The sequence below is a fragment of the Mycoplana rhizolycopersici genome, assembly GCF_013378445.1.
Lineage (GTDB): Bacteria > Pseudomonadota > Alphaproteobacteria > Rhizobiales > Rhizobiaceae > Mycoplana > Mycoplana rhizolycopersici.
Window position 1 is genome coordinate 261044 of sequence record NZ_JABXYK010000008.1, and the last position, 19828, is coordinate 280871.

Genomic DNA, 19828 nt, shown 5'->3' on the forward strand with positions numbered 1-19828 from the left:
CGCATTGCTCCGGCGCGTCTATCTGCGGGTTATGCAGCGGAAGCCGATATGGGTCGTCGCCGCGTTCTCCTCGTGCGCATGCCGCGCGGCCGGCCGATAGCGTCGGCAATAGTTGGGGGCGCACAGGTGAGAGCCGCCCTTGACCACACGGCGCGCGATCATCACGTCCGGCAGGCGCGGATCACGGCTTTCCTCCACGCCGCCGCCGCGCGGATTGACCGGAACGCAGCAACTGCTCCCGGCCGGTTCGGGATGGCGGGACGACCAGAAGTCGCTCGTCCATTCCCAGACGTTGCCGATCATGTCGAAGAGCCCGTAGCCGTTGGGCGGGAAGCTTCCGACCGGTGAGGTGCGCTCGAAACCGTCGGGCTTGAGGTTTTCCGTCGGGAAGATGCCGTGCCAGGTGTTGGCCATGAAGCGTCCGTCAGGCACCAGTTCGTCGCCCCAGGCGAACTCCGTCCCCTCCAGCCCGCCCTTGGCGGCATATTCCCACTCTGCCTCCGTCGGCAGATCCTTGCCCGCCCACTCGGCATAGGCCATGGCGTCCAGATAGGACACCTGAATGACGGGATGGTCGTACTTGCCGCGAATATTGCTCTGGCCGCCGAACGGCCGGCGCCAGTTCGCGCCGAACTTGTAGTGCCACCATTGCGAAGGATCCGGCCCGGTTATCCGCCTCGGCGGATCGAAGATCACCGAGCCCGCCTTGAGCATCTGCGGTGCGGCGCCGGGATAGTCCTCCGCACTTGCCCGCTTCTCGGCCACGGTGACGTAGCCGGTCGCCTCCACGAAGGCCATGAACTGGCGGTTGGTCACCGGCGCGACATCGATCCAGAAGCCATCGACGCGAACGGGGTGTGCCGGCGCCTCTTCGGGATAATGGCGGTCGGATCCCATGACGAAGGTGCCGCCTTCGATCCAGACCTGGCCCGCCGGTGCAATTGCACCGCTTTCGCCCTGCTCTACCTTCTGGCCCGCCACCTGCCCCGACTGGGAGAAGCGCTCGTTCATTCGCCGTTCCTCCGGCTGGATACACTGCCGGCAGGGTCGTTCAATCCGCAGGCGAGATCAAGGGGCTACGGCAACTCCCGTCATGTTCACGCCCGCGCAAGAAGCTGCAGCGGTCCGCACGCATCGGCCGTGCAATCGGCAGCCTGCCTGCAAAGAGGGCGCTCGACCCTTGCGGGGAGCGCCCTCATCCTGTCGGAACGCTTCACGGCTCGGCAACGCCGATCCCATGACCCTCCGTTTTGCAGGCAGGCAGCCGATATGTGAATATTCGGCGCATGTTTCAAGGGTGCCTGGCGAGGAATCGCGCGGCATGCGTAGCGGTCCACAGATTAGTCCGACACCTCGCGCGCCGTTCTGCGCGCAAGCAAGCGCCACAAACGACGGTTCGGCGGAACGCAGACCTTGGAACCGTCATCGCCGTTGCGAAAAAATGCAGACTTTACGTTTCGGCAGGCAGCATACATGGTGCTCTCCCGCTTTCGAAACCACTGCTGCGTGCAAATCGTTCCGCCCCGCCACCGCCCGTAAGGAAACCAGTCATGAGCGACAAATTCCTGTTCGACGGCCCTGCCCATTCAGAAACGACCATCCTCCTGGCGCACGGCGCCGGCGCTCCGATGGACTCCGCGTCGATGACGGCGACCGCGCAGGCGCTCGCAGGCATCGGCTTTCGCGTCGCGCGCTTCGAATTCGCCTACATGGCTGCAAGGCGCGTTTCCGGCGAGCGCAAACCGTCGCCGAAGGGCGAGACGCTGAAGCCGGAATACCTGGAGGCCGTCGCCAGCCTGCCGGCATCCGGGCGACTGATCATCGGCGGCAAGTCGCTGGGGGGACGCGTGGCGAGCATGATCGCGGATGAACTTTACGCAGCGCGAACGATCGCCGGCCTCCTCTGCCTTGGCTACCCGTTCCATCCGCCGGCCAAGCCGAAACAGCTGCGCACCGCGCATCTGGTCGACCTGAAGACGCCGACGCTGATCTGCCAGGGCACCCGCGACGAGTTCGGCACGCGTGAGGACGTCGCGCACTATCGTCTCTCGCCCGCGATCCGGATGCTCTGGCTTGAGGACGGCGATCACGACCTCAAGCCGCGCAAGACGATTTCCGGCTTTTCCGCTGCCGATCATCTGCAAACGCTGGCGCAGACGGTGAAGGATTGGTCTGAAGGGTTGACGGCTTGAGCTATGCGTCCGGGCCACGGGCGGACGGATGCAGGATCGGGGAATAACCGGCTGCAAGCGCTGCAAGCGTCGACGGCGGCGTCAGCAGGCCGTCGATCACGTCCGGCAGCGGCACCGGGCGATAGCTATCCGGTTGCCAGAGAAAGGTTTGTCCGCTCCTGATCAGAAGGGCCGATCCGCCGGCCGCCACCATCGCCCCGTCCGGCAGCGCTCCCACCGGACGGCGGAGGGGATGAAGCCGCTTGCGCCCCTTGTCCAGCCGCTCCGCGTGCAGCGCGGCATCGATTTCCGCCGCACCCGGCGCCGCAACCGCGCGCCCCACGCTCCATGCCTGCCGGAACGCCAGCGCCGCGTCGCGCCGGCAGAGGAAACAGGGACGATGCCCCGCAGCCAGCGCCGTCGCTTCGTCCAGAAAGAACAGTTCCGTCCAGCTGCGCCGCGCCATGACCTCGCGCCGGATGCCCTTGTATTCGCAAGCGCAGGTGATCCACGCCTTCGTCGTCCATCGCCGCCGTGTGAGCGAGCGCGTTTCAGGATCGTGAAGAATGCCGCGATTGCCGGTGAAGAGGCCGCGCGCCTCGACGGCGACGATGTCTGCGAAGGGGGTTACGCGGTTTTGCAGGGGCATGGAAAGCCTTTCGAACACGAAAATGCGAAAACTGGACAGTGGAGCCAAGTAAAGCCCGCGGATGCACAGAGATTCAAACATATCGCCGACAGCAGAGCGCACAATGGGCGGCGTCTCTCTCCCTGCAATGCGCGCTCCGTACTGCTTTCGGCTTGATCGACAGCGATTCCGGCAGGTGTTACCATTGTGGCACTTCCAGCAGGTTTATGTCCTCGAATGCCATGGCAGGCATGAGAGTGGCCGAAAGCAGAGATCCGTTCTTGATGATTGTTTTGTCATTCAGCTGATACATGCGCCCCGGGGGATCTGGATCACGCATGTGCTCCGGGATCAGGGAGGCTGTTCGGCATGGCGGACCGTCACCATCGGCAATCGCCCGCAACGGCCAGGGCCCGCCCTGCCCGCACATCGGGGCGTTCGCCCGTTGCCGATAGCATCACAGTCTGCCCCGTATCGCCGGAACATCGGAGCCCGGCGGAGCACTATTCCTATCGCCGATGCTTCGGCATGCTGCCCGATCACCTTCATCCCTCGATCGAACACCTTGTCGCTCTGGGCGCCGCCTTCCGCTTCAACGACACCAACCAGGAAGCCGAAACCGACATACCGGTCGGCTACACTTACCTCTGCCAGTTCGTCTTCCACGACCTGACCCTGATGGTCGTGCCGGCCGCCGGTGCGTCGCCCTTCAACCGCCATTCCGGCCGCCTCGAACTCGATAGCGTCTTCGGTGAAAGGTCGGCACGCGACGGGCGCGCCGTTGCGCTGCCCGTCGGCAGGACCATCCCGCGCGGCCAGCCTTGCGACCTGCCGCGCGACGGGACGGGACGTGCGGCGATCTGCGATACCCGCAGCGACGACAACCTGCCGCTGGCGCAGACGCATGTGGCCGTCCTCCGCTTCCATAACGCCATCGTGGCCGCCTGCCCCGGCCTGTCGCGGAGCGACGCGCGTGCGCTTGCCGTCGCCCATTTTCAGTCCGTCGTCATCCACGACCTGCTGCCGCGCCTCATTGATCCGGCGGTGTATGAGGACGTCATGGCCAACGGTCGCTGCGTCGTACACGCCGGGCCGGAAATCGACGGCGATTTTGCAATACCGCTGGAGTTCGCCGCCGCCTGCGCCCGCTTCGGCCACGCGATGATCCGCAATCTCTACCGCTGCTGGAATGCGGAAAATCCCGGAGCCCGGCTCTATGCCTTCTGGCGCAACACGTTCAACAGCAGCGACAGGCCGCTGGACGGAACCGGCGATCTGGCCCGCACCCGCCTGTTCGACGACTGGATTGCCGACTGGACCCGCCTGCTTGGCGATCCGCCGGGACGCTTCGGCCTGCCTCCGTTGCTGGCGTCGCGCATCGACACGGTCTTCGCCCAGCCCCTGTCGCAGATCCCGCATCAGGCACTACCACAGCTAGCGGCCAGCAGCCTGCAGCCGTCCTCCAACATCGCCGCGCTTTCGCTGCTGCGTGGCCTCTCGCTGCGCCTGAACAGCGGGCCGGCGGCGGCGGCGCGAATACTGGCGCGGTTACGGACGCAGGGCCGGCCCTGCTTTCGGCTGCTTACCTCGAAAGAGATGCTTCGCGACGAGCCCGACGAGGCCCGGCGGCTTCTGACGCTGTCGATAAGAGATGGCGGCGGCACGCTTGCCGAGCACCCGCCGCTCTGGCTCTACATCCTCAAGGAAGCCGCCATCCTGCAAAACGGTATGCGCCTCGGGCCGGTCGGCAGTCGCATCGTCATGGAGACGCTGCACGCGGCGATCGAAGCGGCCCGGCCTTCCATCCTTGGCAGCGGCTGGCGCCCCGATCCACGCCTCCGCCCGTCCCACCCGGAACGATACAGCTTCCCCGACCTGATCGCATTCGCAGGCCTGTCCACCCGATGACCAACCGAAAGAGGAAAGGATGACGACATGTCAACGTTCAAGGTGCGCCTAAACGGAAGCGAGTTCGAAGGCGGCAAGCTCGCCGCCAAGGAATACAACCGCCTCTATCCGGACTTCTCCAGCGGCGCCGTGTCGCCCAGCGAACTTTTCGAGGAATGGATCAAAACCCTCGTCAACACGGCCAATGTGCTCGTCACCTACGGCATCAACGACTGGCCGGTCACCCTTGACGGTCAGGGCCGGCTGATTGCAACACCGACCACGGGACGCTCGTTCCGCCTCAAGCTGAGATCGGACGACGACAATTTCGGCCTCCGCAAGGTGGTGATGATTACGCCGTCGCAAAAGCCGGAGCTGAACGAGCAATACCTCTCCGACATCGTCACGCGCATCAAGAATGCCGCCAAGGAGACGGATGCCATGGCCTATCTGCTCGGGACCATCCTGCTGCGGCGCTGCAGATGAGGAGGCCTCGCCTGAGATGACGCCGGAAGCCTAAGCGTGTCCCGTCTGCTCCGGCAGAATGGCTCCAAATAGACGCGACACGCGTTAAACAAAGGGCACGTCGTTCAATTCGGCGATCGTCCGGGGGCGGCCGCACCATCCCAGTTGCACCGGCACGTCGAACAGGCGGCCGGCCGCAAAGCGGGCGGAAAGCGGCCGAAGCCCCGGCACGATGACGCGGACGACCGGGACGCCGAGACCGGCGCGTGTCATGTCGATCATCAGAAGACGCAGGCCCCGATCCCGGCAGAGGCGGACGCACTGCTCCAACGTGGCCGGCATCGGCCCGGCGCCATCGGCGCCGGAAGCCATCGGTCCGGCCGGCACAAGGTGCGGCATCGCTTCGTAGCTGACCGTGTCGAGCCAGAACTGGAACGGATCCCCCGCTTCCGCCGGCATCGCCCGGCGCAGGTCGAGCGAATAAAGCGTCTGCATCATTTCCGTCATCGCCGCCGTCGCGGCCCGATGCGGATCGAAGTGCGCAGCAACACCGATCGCGACCGTCCCGCCGTGCTCGCCTGCGGAAATCGCCGCACGCACGGCGATGCCGAAATCCGGGGTGAGATCCAGGAGATGGCAGGTCCGCCCCCGACCTCCCAGCCAGGCGACGATTGCGGGCGCCCCCGCCACCCCGTCGAGGGGCACGGCGGGCCGCCTATGCCGGCCATACCACCACAGCGCCGTCGCGTCGCGCTCGACCAGTTCCAGGAAGGCTGACACAGCTGCGTCCTCAAGCGTCCGGCCGGCCGCACACCCATTGCTGTCGGCGAAGGCATATGTGCCCGCCGCGCCGGCTTCGCTGTAGCCGATATAGGCCTGTGCAGCCGTGACATAGGCCCGGTCGGACCCGTCAGGCGAAAAGGCCTCCACCCATTCCACTTCCGCATGCTCGTCGAAGCGTTCCGGCAGCCAATCGTAACCGCCATGGCGGAGGTTCCAGCTCTCCCGCAACTCGTATTGTTCATCGCTTGCAAGCAGCAGGGATGCCGGATGAACCGCAGCCTTGCCCAGGCTCGCAAAGGAGGCGCGAACAAGGGGCTCGTCGCCCCAGGCGGCACAGGAGACGAGCTCCGCCGCCTCTCCGGCACAACTCACGCGCGCCTCGTCCGCCGCAAGCCCGCGCCCGGCAACCAGCCGCCCGCTTTCGGGGCGGGCGGCGTCCGGAAGCCACAGACCGCTTGTCTCGCCCGGCGCGCGCGGCATCCCAATGGTCAAATGCACCGGAAACTCCGGCGGATTGATCGGGACGATCTCGAAGAGAGACTGGAGAGCGGTTTCGACGCCTGCATCCATGGCCACCCCGCTCCGATCGTTCGCTATTGCCCGTAGATATCGAAGGAGAAGTACCTGTCCGTGATTTTCTTGTACTTTCCATTGGCGCGGATCGCCTTGATCGCCGCGTTCAGCTTCTCCCGCAGCGCGTCGTCGCCCTTGCGCAGGCCCAGGCCCGCACCCTCACCCAGGAGATCCGGATCATCGGGCACGTCGCCCTTGAACTCGCAGCAACTCCCGGGTTCGGATTCGAGGAAGGCATCGAGGCCGATCGCCTCTGCCTGCAGCGCGTCGATGCGACCGGAAACGAGATCCTGCTGCGCCTCGTCCTGGGTCTGGTAGATCTTGATCTCGGCGACGCTGTCGGCAAAGTGCTTGTGGACGTAGTCCTCATGCGTCGTCGCAGCCTGCACGCCGAGAACGAGGCCTTTGAGACCGGCGGCGGTCGCCTCCATCTGCCGGTTCTTCGGGCCGACGATGCGAACGGGGGAGCGATAGTAGGGTTCGGAAAAGTCGATGAGCTTCTTGCGGTCCTCGGTGATGGACATGGAGGCGGCGATGATGTCGATCTTGCCCGTCGTCAACGCGGGAATGATGCCGTCCCAGGCGACCGGCGTCAGGACGCAATCGATCTTCGCCTCGGCGCAAAGCGCTTCCATGAACTCGATTTCCCAGCCGCCCCATTTGCCGCTGGCATCCGACGAGGCAAACGGAGGATAAGGCTCGGCGGCAATTCCGACCTTGACCGTCTGCGCCAGCGCGGTCGCCGTGCAGAGCAACCAAAGCGACATCATGAAGGCGATCGTCTTGCTGAACGCTCTCATCACACCCTCCAAACGGCAGGTACAGTTCTCTGTAGGTCGATCGGCGGCGCATGGCGGCAAAGGGCGAAACGCAGCAGACTGGCGCCGATACTCTCCTAGACGCGCCATCACCCCATAAAATTCTAGGGAACCATTTCCTGCACTTTTGCCGCTTATACCAAGTCTCGATCTTAGGAACCGATAGCACCGGCTCGATCGGGCTTTCTGGCTCACTCTACGGCAAGGCCGGCGAGATGAAGGCCGCGCACGAGCCGCTGCCGCGCCCTGTCTTCCTTGAAAGGCAGGCCATGCAGTACCCAGGAGACGATTCCGCGGTCGTCGGGTGCTGTCTCTCCCCATTGCCGGCGCACGGATGCAAGCAGTTCATCTCCGGCCACGCGGGCCTCGTCGGATCGGCCCAGATGAGCGAGTGCGGCCGCCCGCCAGGCATGCAGGTCCAGCATGCTGCCCGTTCCCTTCTCGGCCGCCGAGACGCTTCCGGCATAGTCGCCCGCGATGAAATGAATGCCGGCGATATAGCCCCACTGGTAGGACGCGATCACCGGCGAAAGCTCCAGCGCCAGCCGCTCCATCAGTTCCGCCCGGGCAGCATCGCCCAGGAAGGCGAGCCCGTGCGCGCAGGAAAGCAGCGTGCGCGGATTGTTCGGATTGAGCTCGAAAGCGAGGTCGTAGTGGATCGCCGCCTGCTCGAACCGGCCCGCCATGATGCAGGACCAGGCAAGCGTCAGGTGGGCGCGCGTTTCGAGCGGGTCGAGCTGGACTGCCGTCTGCGCCAGCCGAAGCGCCTCGGACGCAAGCGCGGGATCCCGCCGGAACCCCGGCACGATCAGGTGGCGCACGTTGAAGATGCTGGCAAGGCTCGAATAGGCGGGGGCAAACTGCGGCATCGCCTGGATGACATCTCGAAACAGCCCCTCCGCCTCGGTCTCCGCTTCCGGCGCCCAGCGCAGAAGCAGGTTTTCGCCGCGTAGCCAGGCGTCATAGGCGGAAAGCGAAACGTCGCGCCGTCCGCCACCGCCGGCCACGCGCTCGACGGAAAGATAGATATCGAGCGTCGCCGCAACCCGACGCGCGATGCCGGCCGATGCTGCAATCCAGTTGTCGAGCGCCAGCGGAAAGCGCTCGCTCCAGAGCACATGATTGCTCCGTACATCCGTCAGCGTGATGACGATCACCCCCTCGCCAACCGGCGTCCGCGCATCCAGCCGATAGTCGATGGTGGACCCGTCCGCATCTGCCGACCCCTCGCCGCGGTCCTCGATGATTACCCATTCCCGGAATTTGGTCAGGCATCCGACGATATCGGCGCGGAAGCCGCTCAACAGGTGCGCCGCACCGGCGGCCTCCTCCGCTCCGTCGAAGGGCCGCACCTCGATTACCGGCAGCCGCCCGCTCTGGATTCGCGCGGCAACGGCGCGCGGACCGCTGCCATTCGCATCAGATCGCCCCGAGCGGATCAGCGCGACGATCTCCTGCGCCTCCCCCGATGGCCCGATTCCGAATTCGGAGGCGAGCACGTCGTTCAGGTTGCGATAGACCCGCAGGGCCGCAGCCGCCTGCCCCTCGGCCACGAAGGCGCGCATCAAGATGCAGGCGGCGCGCTCATGGGTCGGATCGATGGCAAGCAGTGCGGTGGCGGCCGGCTTCATCGCCGTGAGATCACCCGAAAAGCGCTCCACGCACTGCTCCAGTTGCTCCACCAGCCGCTCGCGCCAGCGGTGGCGCGCCACCCGCAGCCATGAGGCGAACACCTCGTCTACATGATCGAGCCCGGCCAGGATCTCGTCCGGCGAGGCGCGGCCGTCGAGCAATTCGCGCGCGATCGCGCCTTGCGCCAGCCCTTCGCTGATCAGGTGCAGATCCACCTCGATGCTACCGGGCGCGACGCTGACCTTTCCGAGATCGGTGGCCGGCGCCTCGCACTGCCCTCGCCTGAACACCTCGCCGATCTGTTTCAACGCAGCGCTCAGCGCGTGCCGGGCCGCCGCATGGCCACGGTCGCTCCACAAAAGCCCCGCCAGCCGCTCCCGCATCTCGTGCGAGCGATGGCTGAGCGCGAGATAGCCGAGAAGCGCGCGAACCTTGGGCGAGTTCGGTGTCAGTTCCTCGCCCGCCTCGCTGAAGGCCGCCATCCGGGAAAGCACGGAAACCGAGAGCTTGCGCCACAGGCGGCGTTCGCGCTCCCCGCGCCTGTCTTCGCCGCCGACGACCTGGTAGGCGACAACCGGCCGCGGTATGTTCTTTAACGCCTGCGGGCCGAGATTGCGGAAGGTGGCGACGACGTGGCGGTCGACCTGATCGAGTACCGCCTGCGAAACGCAGATGCCGCCCGGCTCCGCGAGCGATTGCAGGCGCGCGGCAACATTGACGATGTGGCCGAAGAGTTCGCCGTCGCGGAACTGCACCTCGCCGAGATCGATCCCCATGCGAAAGCTGATGCGGCGTTCTTCCGGCAGGTAAGCGCCCAACTGGCGAAACCGCTTCTGCACCTCCAGCGCAAACCGTAGCGCCTCGACCGCGGACTCGAAATCGGCCAGTGCCCCGTCCCCCATCGTCTTGAGGATTTCGCCGCGATACAGCGGGGCCAGTTCGCGAAATACGTCGAAGCAGCGCTGGATGAATTCGACGGTGGATGGCTCGTCGTGCGCCATGTGCTGGCTGTATTGCACAGCGTCGGCAAACAGGATCGCCTTGAGCAAGCTTTGCTGCATCGTTACCTGCCGCGATCTTGGCTACAACCATAACCGACGTTGAAAGCTCCGCCGTGAACGCGGCAGGCTTCCGGATGGAACTGCATCAAAACAAAGAGATAGCGCAACGTCCGGATGTCGGGCCGACGACCCGCGCCATTCTGTCGTCACAGGCTACTGTGCGGCCCGGTAGAAAGACACCGCTCAACGGTTGCGGAGTTTCAGCGGATCACCACCCGCCGCATTGCGAAGCCACATTTGCCCGGCGCACAGGATGCAGCGGTCAGGACCGCTTGCGCTTTCTCAAGAGCGAAGGCTTCAGCCTGCGCAGAAAATTGTCGGCAGCGCGGATGATATTCGTCAGCGAGATCAGCTTGTCCACCTCCGCGTCGGTATTGGACAGCCGCTCCGACAGCACCTCGGATGCGGCGAGCGCGATCTCGGCCGGTGGAATTTCCGGGAAACGCTCGGCAAGCTTCTGGTAGGGGTTCGATCCGGCGCCGCCATGGATGGCAATCTTGCCGAGACGGGAAAACAGCCGCAAAAAGACCTGCTCGAAGCTCCAGTCGTGAACCGAGACCACGCGCCACTTCTCGCTGCGGCGGGCGGAAAAGCCGGCAAGGGTGATCCGCCCCGGCAACCGCAGTTCGCTCAGCCAGATCGCCATGGCAAAGCCGCTCGTCGGCACCTTGCCTTCGGTGTAGAGCGGATCGAAATGCCCGCGCAGATCCAGATGCCCGGTCGGCGCATCGTGGAAATCGGCGGCCGTGTTCGGCTTTTCGTCTTCCGCAAGGCGGATGTTCATGATGCCGAGGAAATGCGCCTTGTCAAAGAACGACAGAACCTCGTCCACCTCACCGCGATAGACTATCCCCGCTCCGCGCGGCTGCCCGCGCGTGATCAGCAGCGCATGCCCTTCGAACGGCTGGTCGAGAACCTTGAAGACCTTGTTGAAGAACACGAACAGCGTGTCCGCCGGATACTGGGCCCGCAGCTCGCGAACGTTCGACGCCGTGCTGTTGGCGACGAGCACGATGTCCGAATATGAGGAAAGGAGCTGACGCCATCCATCCGGCTGCGTCAGCCCCGAAGTTGCCCCCCGCGGCGGCAGGGCGCCGTTCGCGGAATCGGCCATGGGAGTATCGGGCGATTGCGCCAAGAACTATGCCTTCTGCTGCACCGAGAGCACGCGGTCGCGCATCGCGAACCACTCCTCGGCATAGTCGTCGTCCTTGTATTCGTCGAAGTAGGGACCACCGTCGGTGAAGTGTACGATCTTTGCATCGTCGCGATAGTCGTACTCGTTGACGAGATAATTCCATTCGACCGGCACGGAGCCGATCTGGTCGTCGCTTTCCAGCCACTTGAACTGGTGAAGCTGCAGGCCCGTTGCGGTGTTGACGAACTCCTTGCTCAACGCCGTGCACTTGGCATTGTTGAAGAGGATCATGCTCGACCAGTTCTTCTTCTCGTACTTGGTCTGCGTCTGGCCGAGGAACTTCGTTTCGATCTTCGGAACGTAGTCGTGCTTGACGCACATTGCGGCGTACTTGTCGTCGCGCAATGCCCACAACTCTGCGATGTCCGCGCGCGCCAGCATGTCGCAATCCATGAACATGCTCCAGCCTTCGAAGCCGCTGAGATAAGGCACGAGGAAGCGCGAGAAAGAAAACTCGGTCGACTGCAACGCGTTGCGTTCGCGGTAGAACATCGGGCCAAGATTGTTCAGAACGATCGGTGAAAACACCACCGGAATGCTGGAGCGTTCAATAATGCTCTGGCAAAGAACGTGATAAGCTACAACTTCCTTGGAATCAAAACCGACAAAAATACGTGCGACGTCATCTCTCATGTCGAAGCCTTCCGCTTTTCTACCCGTCCATGGGGCATTTCAGCTTGTCTGTTGGCAAATCTCAATTTGCCACCGCGCCGCGCGTCGCGGGCCGGCAGCGGGGGTATCGTGTGCATGAGGAAAGAAGCGATGTCAATGCGACAGAAGGCCGGAGCGGCAGGCACAAACGCCTATCTTAGGCCAGCCACTGGCCTGTAATGACAATGCGCAATATATAGTGCGCCGGTCGTGCGACCGGGCATGAAAACGGGACTTCTGGAGGCGGAATGCGCTGGTTCGGAAAAAGCAAGAGCGGCATAAAGGCCCTGACCATCACGCCGCCGCCACCCGCCCCGGACCGGCACGGCATCGCCATTGCACTCTGCGTCAAGAATGAGGCGAGCTACATCGAGGAATGGCTGCGGTTCCACCGGGCCGTCGGCGTCCGCCACTTCGTCGTCTACGACAACGGCTCGACCGACGAGACCTGCGCAATCGTGCGCGACGTGCTTTCGCCGGGTGAGCTGACGCTGATGCCGTGGGCTGGCCGCGTCGTCGCCACCAAGGCCGAGCAGCTGATTGATGGCCAGGTGCTGGCGCACGCCCACGCAATCCTGAATTTCGGCGGCAACTTCCAGCGCATGGCCTTCGTCGATGCCGACGAATTCCTCCTGCCGCGCAAGGGCGCGACGATCGAGGAAGCCCTGGCCGCGACCGGCGGGTTTCCCAACGTCTCGCTGCCCTGGCACATGTTCGGGACCAGCGGCCACAAGAGACGGCCGGACGGCCCGGTCACGCTGAACTATACCCGGCGCGGCGCCGAGCCGATCAGCCGCCAGGAGCACTCGACGAACTTCAAATGCATCGTCGACCCCTGCGAGGTGGTGGAGGTGACGATCCACCAGTTCAAGACGCGTCAATTCGGCGATGCGACGGTCAACGATGCCGGCTTCCGCACCAGCCGCGACGGCCGCAAGGACCAGAAGTTCTATTCCAATGCCTTCCTCCAGCTGAACCACTACTACAGCAAGTCCGAAGAGGAGATGCTGGCGAAGATGGCGCGCGGCTCGAACTACGCCGTTTCCGCCGATCGGCTCGAGGAAAAGATGCGCACCACGCTGAGCAACATCCAGCAGGCGGAAACCGAAGATCGCAGCATGCTCGATTTCATTGCCGCGCACGGCATCCGGCTTTCGTCCGCGCAACAGCCCCGCCCCTCCGCAGGCGCTGCCACGTCTTGAGGCCCGCACCACGCCGGCTGGCTGCGGTCTTGCCGCGTCAGGCCCGTCTCTGTCAGGCGCGCCCCTGCCAGAGCGGCAGGCCCGACGTCTCGGCTACTTCGGGATCGGCGGTGAAGACGGGATAGCCCTTTTCGCGCAGCCGCTGCAGGACCTTCTGGTCCATGTCGCGATGAAACCGCACAAGGTTTTCCTGATTGTAGACGTGTCCGGTGGACTGCGGATTGATGCCGGTCAGGATGACCGCCGGTGCCCCGTGATAGAGGGCGAAGAGGGCCGCGTTGATGCCGTTCGAGCATTTGCTCTCGGCATCCAGCTCGTCGCTCTTGAAGCCGCAGATACGATCGAGCAGCGCCATGCGCTGGTATCGATCGACGATGGTGAGGTTGTCGTAGCCATAGTCGAACGCCTTCAGCCCCTCCTCCAGCGACGACCGCCCGTCACGCCACAGAAGGACGTAGAGGGCTCCGGTCCTCTGTCCCGACAGAACGCGGCGCACCTCCACCGCATTGGTGTTCGTGCCGCGCACCTGGTTGAACATCATGAAGGTGATATCCGGCGCCTTCAAACCCCAGCGCTGCGTGACGGTTTGCGCACCGTTGATGGTGACGACGCGGAAACTCTCGTCGAAACCTGCGGGCTTGTGGGAAACCGGCGCGGAGCCGACGACGACGACCGGACCGTCAAGTGGCACGACGGTGGCCGGAGGGGCGGGACGCAGGAGATTGTACTTGATCCGCCGGTAAATCCGGGTCTTTGCGTCTGAAAATGCCACTCTTGCCGTCCATCGAAGATCTGTTTCTTCTCCGATAAGATGCAGCCGGTGGCGCGGCTGTCAATGCGCGCCGCTGTTTCGACCGCGCTCGGCGCGTACGCTTGCAAGCTCGATCGGCGGCGTCTTGCGCGCGCCGCGCATCTTCAGAAGTCGCGCTGGCGCGCCGCCGTAAACGCCGAAGGGCACCGTCGTGCCCTTGACGACGCTGTTTGCGCCGATGACGCAACCCCTTGCGATATGGCTGCCGCCGAGGATCTTCGCGCCGGCGCCGATCCAAACGTCGTCCTCGATCACGATCGGCTTCCTGACGATAGGCTGGCGGCGGATGGGCAGGTCCACATCGTCATATCCGTGTTCGAAGGAAGCGATGACGACATGCGCGGCGATTCGGACGTCGTCGCCGATTCGGATGCCGCCGTGGCCAAGCAGGACCGAATGATCGTTGATGGATACGTTGCGGCCGATTTCGATGTCGCCGCTCTGCGCGTCGATCACCACGCCCGATCGTGTCGAGATGCGATCGCCGATCCGGATCGTGCCCTGGCGCCAGCGAAAACGCGGCAGGTACGGCATCTTCGGTCGCCTGCCGATTTTCAGCGACCCCCGCGAAAAGAAAGCCCGCAGCTTTACCAAGCGCCCGAAATTCAACATTTTCTGCCGTCCCATATACTGCAATTTGGCGTTGGCGCCGCCGCCCCTCATCGCTCGGTACCTGCCGGGCGGCAACTGAGGAAGCGACCCCTTAGATAAAGACCGCCAGACCATGCGCAAGGCTGACATCGCTTATCCGCCATCAGCGCGGCGGAATTTCGTCCTTGCGCGCACGTTCGCGTGATCGGCCAGGTTCGCGTACACTCGTCAACGGCTCGGCGGAGGGTAAAGGATGGCGATGAGGCACATTCTTCTCGCACTGGCGCTGACGGCCTGCACGTCGGCAGGGCCCCTGACCGAGCCTCCGGCCGAAAAGCGCCCGCATGACATGACCAGCTGGCAGATGCAAAATTGCCCGGATTGCCGCGATGGCGGGCCGCGCCCGCCTGTCCAATGACCGGTCTGCTGCCGGAGGCCTGCGCGAGCAATGCTGTCGTCTCGCCGTGCGGCCGGTATCGCTATGCTCTGCGGCGCCGATGGTCGGAGACCGGCGGCATCGTCGCCTGGATCATGCTGAACCCGTCGCAGGCCGACGCCAGCAGCAACGATCCGACCATCCGGCGCTGCCTATCCTTCTCCCGGCAATGGGGCTACGGCGCAATGATTGCCGTGAACCTCTATGGGCTTCGCGCGACGAACCCGGACGAGCTCTACCGAGAAGTGCATCCGATCGGTCCCGAAAACGACACCTACCTCGCCATGGCATGCCGCGAAGCCCGCACCGGTGCAGGCGGCAGAGGCGCCGTGGTCGCAGCCTGGGGTTCGCATCCCCTGGCCCGCGCCCGCGCAGGCGACGCCCTGCGCCTCACGGGGAACCACTTGCATTGCCTCGGCACCACGGCGAACGGTTCCCCACGGCATCCGCTCTACGTTCCCTCCGCGCAACCGCTCGTTTCCTATCGGCCGGCAGCAGACGCATAAAGTGCCGCAGTCGCACCGAAAAAGCCGCCCATCCTGCGATGAGCGGCTTCGATGTGTTTGCGGCCTCACGGCCAGCCGGTTCGGCCGATCGTGCGCCCGTTGCCGTTACAACAGGAAGTCGTCCGCCTTGAAATTGACGAGGTTGTCGATGTGGATGGCGAAGTCGGACTTGCCGTCACCGTTGACGTCGCCATAGACGTAGGTGTCGGCCTTCTCCTTGAAGTAGCGCAGCTCGCCGGCGGTCTTGGAGAACTTCTCCGTGCCGATGAACGAGAACGCCTGGTTGCCCGACTTGGTGGTGACGGCGTCGATGCCGGTCAGGTCGATCAGATCCTTCTCCTTCTGCGAGAAGTCGAAGATCGTGTCGGTCTTGGCCTTCGAGCTGGCGAGGTCTGCGAGCGACTTGAACAGGAAGGTATCCGCTCCCTTGCCACCATAGAGGTCGTCCGCCCCCTTGCCGCCGATCAGCGTGTCGTTGCCGGCCCCGCCCTTGAGCACGTCGTTGCCGGCGCCGCCGGTGAGGATGTTGGCCTTGCTGTCGCCGGTCAGCTTGTCGGCGTATTTCGAGCCGGTCAGGTTCTCGATCGAGACATAGACGTCGCCCTTGGCGTCATTGGTGTTGAGCGAAGGCTTGGAAAGGCTGGCGGTGACGCCCTTCGCAGCCCCCTGGTAGGAGGCGGTGTCGTTGCCCGCCCCGCCGTCCAGCCGGTCGGCGCCCTTGCCGCCAATCAGGATGTCGTTGCCCTTCTCGCCCTTCAGGTGGTCGTTGCCGGCATAGCCGTAGAGCGTGTCGTTGCCGGCCCCGCCCTTGATCAGGTCGGCGCCGATGCCGCCCTTCAGCGTTTCGCCCTTCGAAGACCCTGCGATCGTCTCGACCACGTCGGTGACCTTGATGGTGAAGGTCTTCTTCGCGCTCGCCCCATCCGCATCGGTGACCTGAAGCGTCACCGTGTCCTTCTGCACCTTCTCGTAGTCGATCGCCTTGGCGGTGACGAGATTGGTGCCCGACAGCTTGAACAGGCCGCCGGCATTGTCGGTCAGCTTGTAGCTCAGCGTCTTGCCTTCCGGATCGACGGCCGAGAAGGTGCCGACCGTTGTGCCGGTCTTGACGTTCTCCTTGACGCTCGACTTCGACAGCGCAAGCGACGTCGGGGCCTTGTTGACGTCGTCGACGTCCTCGATGGCGATGGTGAAGGTCTTTGCGACCTTGTTGACGCCGTCGGAGACTTCGACGGTAACCTTGCCGGACTTGACCGCCTCGTAGTCGACCGCCTTGGCGGTGACCAGCTTGTTGCCATCGAGCTTGAACAGGCCGCCGGCATTGTCGGTCAGCGTGTAGCTCAGCGTCTTGCCTTCGGGATCCTTGGCCGACAGCGTGCCGACCGTGGTACCGACCGCGACGTTCTCCTTGACGCTCGACTTCGACAGGGCAAGCGACGTCGGGGCAAGGTTGGTCGAACCCAGCTTGGTCAGATCGACGCTGCCGTCCGAGAACTTCGCGATCTCGATGTTCTTCAGTGTGTCCCGACCGTCGTTCGCGCCCGAGCGATTATCCTTGACCGTCACGGTGCCATCGGCGTTCTTGGTCAGCGTATAGTTGCTTTTCGCACCGGAATAGACGGCGACGTCCTTGCCCGTCCCCCCGTCCAGCACGTCGTTGCCTCCATTGCCGCGAATGGTGTCGTCGTATTTCGTCCCGGTGTAGCTATCGGTGCCCGCCGATCCGACGACATTGTGCCCCTGCCCCCAGACGAAAGCGTTGAGCGCGGCCACCTGCGAAATGCCGCCGCTGTCATGGCCTCCCCCCATGAGGCCGTAGATCACCTCGTGCATCTCGCCCTTCACGCCCTTTGCATTGGAGATGTTCAGCCCGCTGATCTCGATCGGCGTCAGGACATTGGTGATATGGCCATCCTCCATATCGAACGAACCGTTGGAGCTATTATAGCTGTCGCCCAGCGTCGAAAGCCTGACAGTCGTGAGTGTGCCGCTCAGCGTGTGGCCGTTGAAGTAGTAGTCGAAGTTCTTGCCGTCGAGGATGATGGCTTTGGTATCGGATTCCTTGCCGGAGACGATCTTGTCCAGCAGCACGATCTGATCGCCCTGGAAATTGGTGGAGCCGCCCAGGATGTAGGGCCAGCCGGTCGGCACAAGGCCGGAGAAGAACTTGGCGTACTCCGTATTGAAATCGACGCCTGTGGAAGAGCCGAGCTTGGCCGTTAGCTTGATCGTAATCGTCATGTCGTTGCTCCGCGTTGCATTCCCTTGCCCGGCCGCCATGCGTCCGGCGGCGGAATCTGGTCGCTAGAATTTCATCGTCAGCGATGCCTTGGCGTTGAAGCCGGGGCTCGGATCGGCGTTGAGATACTGGGTATACTGGCGGTCGAAGATGTTGTTCAGCGCCAGGTTGGCCGTCGCCGTCTCGTTGATCTCGAACTGCGCAAAGAGGTCCACGAGCTGATAGGCCTCGCCGACGAACCCCGTTGCGGCGGCATCGTCCTTCTTGCCGACAATCGTCAGCCGGGTGCCGGCACTCAGCCGTTCGTCGAAGGCGCGGAAGCCGAGCGTCGTGACCGCCCGGAAGGGCGGCACCTTCTGCAGCGGTCCACCCGTCGTCAGGTTTTCGCCGTCGAGGATCTGGCCGGCCAGCCCCGCGAACACGCTGCCCGCATCATAGCTTGCCTCGAACTCGAAGCCCTCGATGCGCGCCTTTGCGATGTTCTGGTACTGGTATCCCCCGGGGATGGGGAACATCACGAAAACCTGGTCGATATAGTCATCGACATTGTTGCGGAAGATGCCCAGCTTCACGCCTAGCTGGTCGGAGCCGGTGAAGATGTCGTTGAAACGCAGGTTGACGCCTGCCTCGATCGTATGGGCGACCTCGGGCCTCAGGTTCGGATTGGGGAAGAACTGCCCCATGACCGGTGGCGGATGAAAGCCCTCGATGAGCGTTTCCGTCAGCGCCGGCGCGCGGTATCCCTCGGAGTAGCCGCCGTAGAAGGTCACGGAATCCCAGGGGGTAACGCCGACGGTGAGCTTGGGCGACAGGCGGCTGCCGTCCGTCTTCGTCTCGTCATTCTCGAGGCTGTAGCCGTCGTATCGAAGCGCGCCGATGACCTCCAGCCACTCATAGGTAAGCTTGTCCTGAACGAACGCGCCATAGGCGACGCGGGTACCCGGCGGCGTCAGGTCGTCGCTGCTGCCCAGCTCGTCCTTCGTGTTCACCTTGTCGCGGAACACATCGCCGCCATAGGTGACTTCATGGGTCACCGCCCCGGTATCGAAGGTCGAGGTGTTGAAGATGTCCATGCCGGTCGTGCCGACCTTGAACGACTGGCTCTCGCCGGCGATGTCACCCGTCCCCTGCTGATCCGACAGGGTGCCGCTGTAATAGATCTTGGCGCTGAGGTCCCAGAAATCGGAATCGGGCGTATAGCGGTATCCGGCGGTCAACGTATCGACGGTCACGTCGATGTTGCGGATGAGCGTGCTGCCGTTTTCGAACGAGTTGAAGTAGCGCGACGCCGAAAGCGTGATCTCCTGGTCGTCGGTCGGACGGAAACGAGCCTTGGCAAGGCCAGAGCGCAGGTCCTGCGCCGAATCCACCTTCGTACCGTCGCCGGATTTGTAGTCGTTCGGCTTGTACCAGGTGCCGGCGACGACGAAGTCCGCGCTGTCCTCGATGCGGGCTGCCGCCTCGCCGTGGATGGTCGGCCCGGGGCCGTTCGTGTCGAAGCCGAGCTTGACGCGTCCGCCCTTGGTCGCCCCCTCGCGCAGCACGTCGTCGGCATCGATGGTGGTGAAGCTGATCACCCCGCCGATTGCGCCGCTGCCGTAGACGGTCGCCGCCGGCCCGCGGGTGACCTCCACGCTCTTGAGCATGTTGGTGTCGAGATAGAACGTTCCGTTCGCCTCGTGGCCATTCTTCTGGAAATTCTGCCTGGCACCGTCGACGAGCACATTGACCCGCCCGAAATCCTGCAACCCGCGTATGTTGATCGCAGTCCCGGGATCGTCCGCGGAAGTCTGCGTCGTCACGCTGGGCATCAGGGTGACGATCTGTGAAACCGGCGCGCCGGGCATCTCGACCTCAAGCTGGTCGCGACCGACCGCGCTGGAGCCGGAAAGCGTCTCATACACCCGCTCGCCGACGCGGGTGGCGGTTACGACGATCTGCTCGAGCACCGTCGGCTCGGAATTGCCGACAGCTTCGGCGTCGGCCTCGGTCTCTGTTTCCTGGGCATATGCCGGACCCGCCACCGCCGCCAGCACGGCAAGTGTCGAGACGCCGAGCCGCAAGCGATCCACCGGGCGACAGGCGATCCGGTGAAAAGCCTTGAGGGAGTGGCCTTGCCGGCCGCTCCCCGCTTTCGAATGATGCAATGCATGCTGCTTCACAGCAGGAAGTCCCC

The 19828-nt window shown here is 64.0% G+C and carries 16 protein-coding genes; 5 read left to right on the top strand and 11 right to left on the bottom strand.

The window, feature by feature from the left end:
• Window positions 1-18 precede the first annotated feature (18 nt).
• Entirely contained in the window at window positions 19-1011 is a 993-nt protein-coding gene (locus HV823_RS15200; RefSeq protein WP_176950564.1) for a formylglycine-generating enzyme family protein, read from the bottom strand.
• 539 nt (window positions 1012-1550) lie between these two features.
• Here HV823_RS15200 and HV823_RS15205 point away from each other — a divergent pair.
• Window positions 1551-2192 carry an alpha/beta hydrolase family protein gene (locus HV823_RS15205; protein WP_176950565.1) on the top strand — a complete coding sequence of 214 codons (642 nt, stop codon included), beginning with the start codon at window positions 1551-1553 and terminating at the stop codon, window positions 2190-2192.
• Window position 2193: 1 nt separating this feature from the next.
• On the opposite strand, the gene HV823_RS15210 is transcribed toward HV823_RS15205, so the two are convergent.
• A complete protein-coding gene (locus HV823_RS15210) occupies window positions 2194-2820 on the bottom strand; it encodes a hypothetical protein (protein ID WP_176950566.1) in 627 nt (208 codons plus the stop codon).
• A 507-nt stretch (window positions 2821-3327) separates the two neighbouring features.
• Between HV823_RS15210 and HV823_RS15215 the strand changes: the two genes are divergently transcribed.
• Both HV823_RS15215 and HV823_RS15220 read left to right on the top strand, forming a co-directional pair.
• Window positions 3328-4707 (top strand): peroxidase family protein, encoded by a 1380-nt coding sequence (locus HV823_RS15215; protein WP_176950567.1) that lies wholly within the window; start codon window positions 3328-3330, stop codon window positions 4705-4707.
• A 27-nt stretch (window positions 4708-4734) separates the two neighbouring features.
• Entirely contained in the window at window positions 4735-5172 is a 438-nt protein-coding gene (locus tag HV823_RS15220; protein WP_176950568.1) for a hypothetical protein, read from the top strand.
• A gap of 84 nt (window positions 5173-5256) precedes the next feature.
• Here the strand turns inward: HV823_RS15220 and HV823_RS15225 are convergent, their stop codons facing one another.
• The 5 genes from HV823_RS15225 to HV823_RS15245 all read right to left on the bottom strand — a co-directional run bounded on the left by HV823_RS15225 (window position 5257) and on the right by HV823_RS15245 (window position 11849).
• A complete protein-coding gene (locus tag HV823_RS15225; RefSeq protein WP_176950569.1) occupies window positions 5257-6504 on the bottom strand; it encodes a YcaO-like family protein in 1248 nt (415 codons plus the stop codon).
• Between the two features lie 23 nt (window positions 6505-6527).
• Entirely contained in the window at window positions 6528-7307 is a 780-nt protein-coding gene (locus tag HV823_RS15230) for a transporter substrate-binding domain-containing protein (RefSeq protein ID WP_176950570.1), read from the bottom strand.
• Between the two features lie 209 nt (window positions 7308-7516).
• A complete protein-coding gene (locus tag HV823_RS15235; RefSeq protein WP_176950571.1) occupies window positions 7517-10018 on the bottom strand; it encodes a BTAD domain-containing putative transcriptional regulator in 2502 nt (833 codons plus the stop codon).
• A 262-nt stretch (window positions 10019-10280) separates the two neighbouring features.
• Complete coding sequence (locus HV823_RS15240; RefSeq protein WP_246301473.1) at window positions 10281-11132, bottom strand: 3-deoxy-manno-octulosonate cytidylyltransferase; 852 nt, start codon at window positions 11130-11132, stop codon at window positions 10281-10283.
• 27 nt (window positions 11133-11159) lie between these two features.
• The gene (locus tag HV823_RS15245; RefSeq protein WP_176950572.1) at window positions 11160-11849 is read right to left on the bottom strand and encodes a glycosyltransferase family protein; all 690 of its coding nucleotides are present in this window, start codon (window positions 11847-11849) and stop codon (window positions 11160-11162) included.
• Between the two features lie 266 nt (window positions 11850-12115).
• Between HV823_RS15245 and HV823_RS15250 the strand changes: the two genes are divergently transcribed.
• Window positions 12116-13069: a glycosyltransferase family 92 protein gene (locus HV823_RS15250; RefSeq protein ID WP_176950573.1), complete on the top strand. Its 954-nt coding sequence runs from the start codon at window positions 12116-12118 to the stop codon at window positions 13067-13069.
• 52 nt (window positions 13070-13121) lie between these two features.
• Here HV823_RS15250 and HV823_RS15255 read toward each other — a convergent pair whose 3' ends face one another.
• Window positions 13122-13841 carry a membrane-anchored protein gene (locus HV823_RS15255; RefSeq protein WP_176950574.1) on the bottom strand — a complete coding sequence of 240 codons (720 nt, stop codon included), beginning with the start codon at window positions 13839-13841 and terminating at the stop codon, window positions 13122-13124.
• Between the two features lie 60 nt (window positions 13842-13901).
• Window positions 13902-14414, bottom strand: a complete 513-nt coding sequence (locus HV823_RS15260; RefSeq protein WP_176950575.1) for an acyltransferase — start codon at window positions 14412-14414, stop codon at window positions 13902-13904.
• 471 nt (window positions 14415-14885) lie between these two features.
• On the opposite strand from HV823_RS15260, the gene HV823_RS15265 reads away from it, so the two are divergent.
• Window positions 14886-15413, top strand: coding sequence for a DUF1643 domain-containing protein (locus HV823_RS15265; RefSeq protein ID WP_176950576.1), 528 nt, complete (start codon window positions 14886-14888; stop codon window positions 15411-15413).
• Between the two features lie 105 nt (window positions 15414-15518).
• On the opposite strand, the gene HV823_RS15270 is transcribed toward HV823_RS15265, so the two are convergent.
• Window positions 15519-17654, bottom strand: a complete 2136-nt coding sequence (locus tag HV823_RS15270) for a cadherin domain-containing protein (protein ID WP_176950577.1) — start codon at window positions 17652-17654, stop codon at window positions 15519-15521.
• A gap of 63 nt (window positions 17655-17717) precedes the next feature.
• A partial coding sequence (locus tag HV823_RS15275) for a TonB-dependent hemoglobin/transferrin/lactoferrin family receptor (protein WP_210270805.1) occupies window positions 17718-19828 on the bottom strand: 2111 nt, incomplete at its 5' end.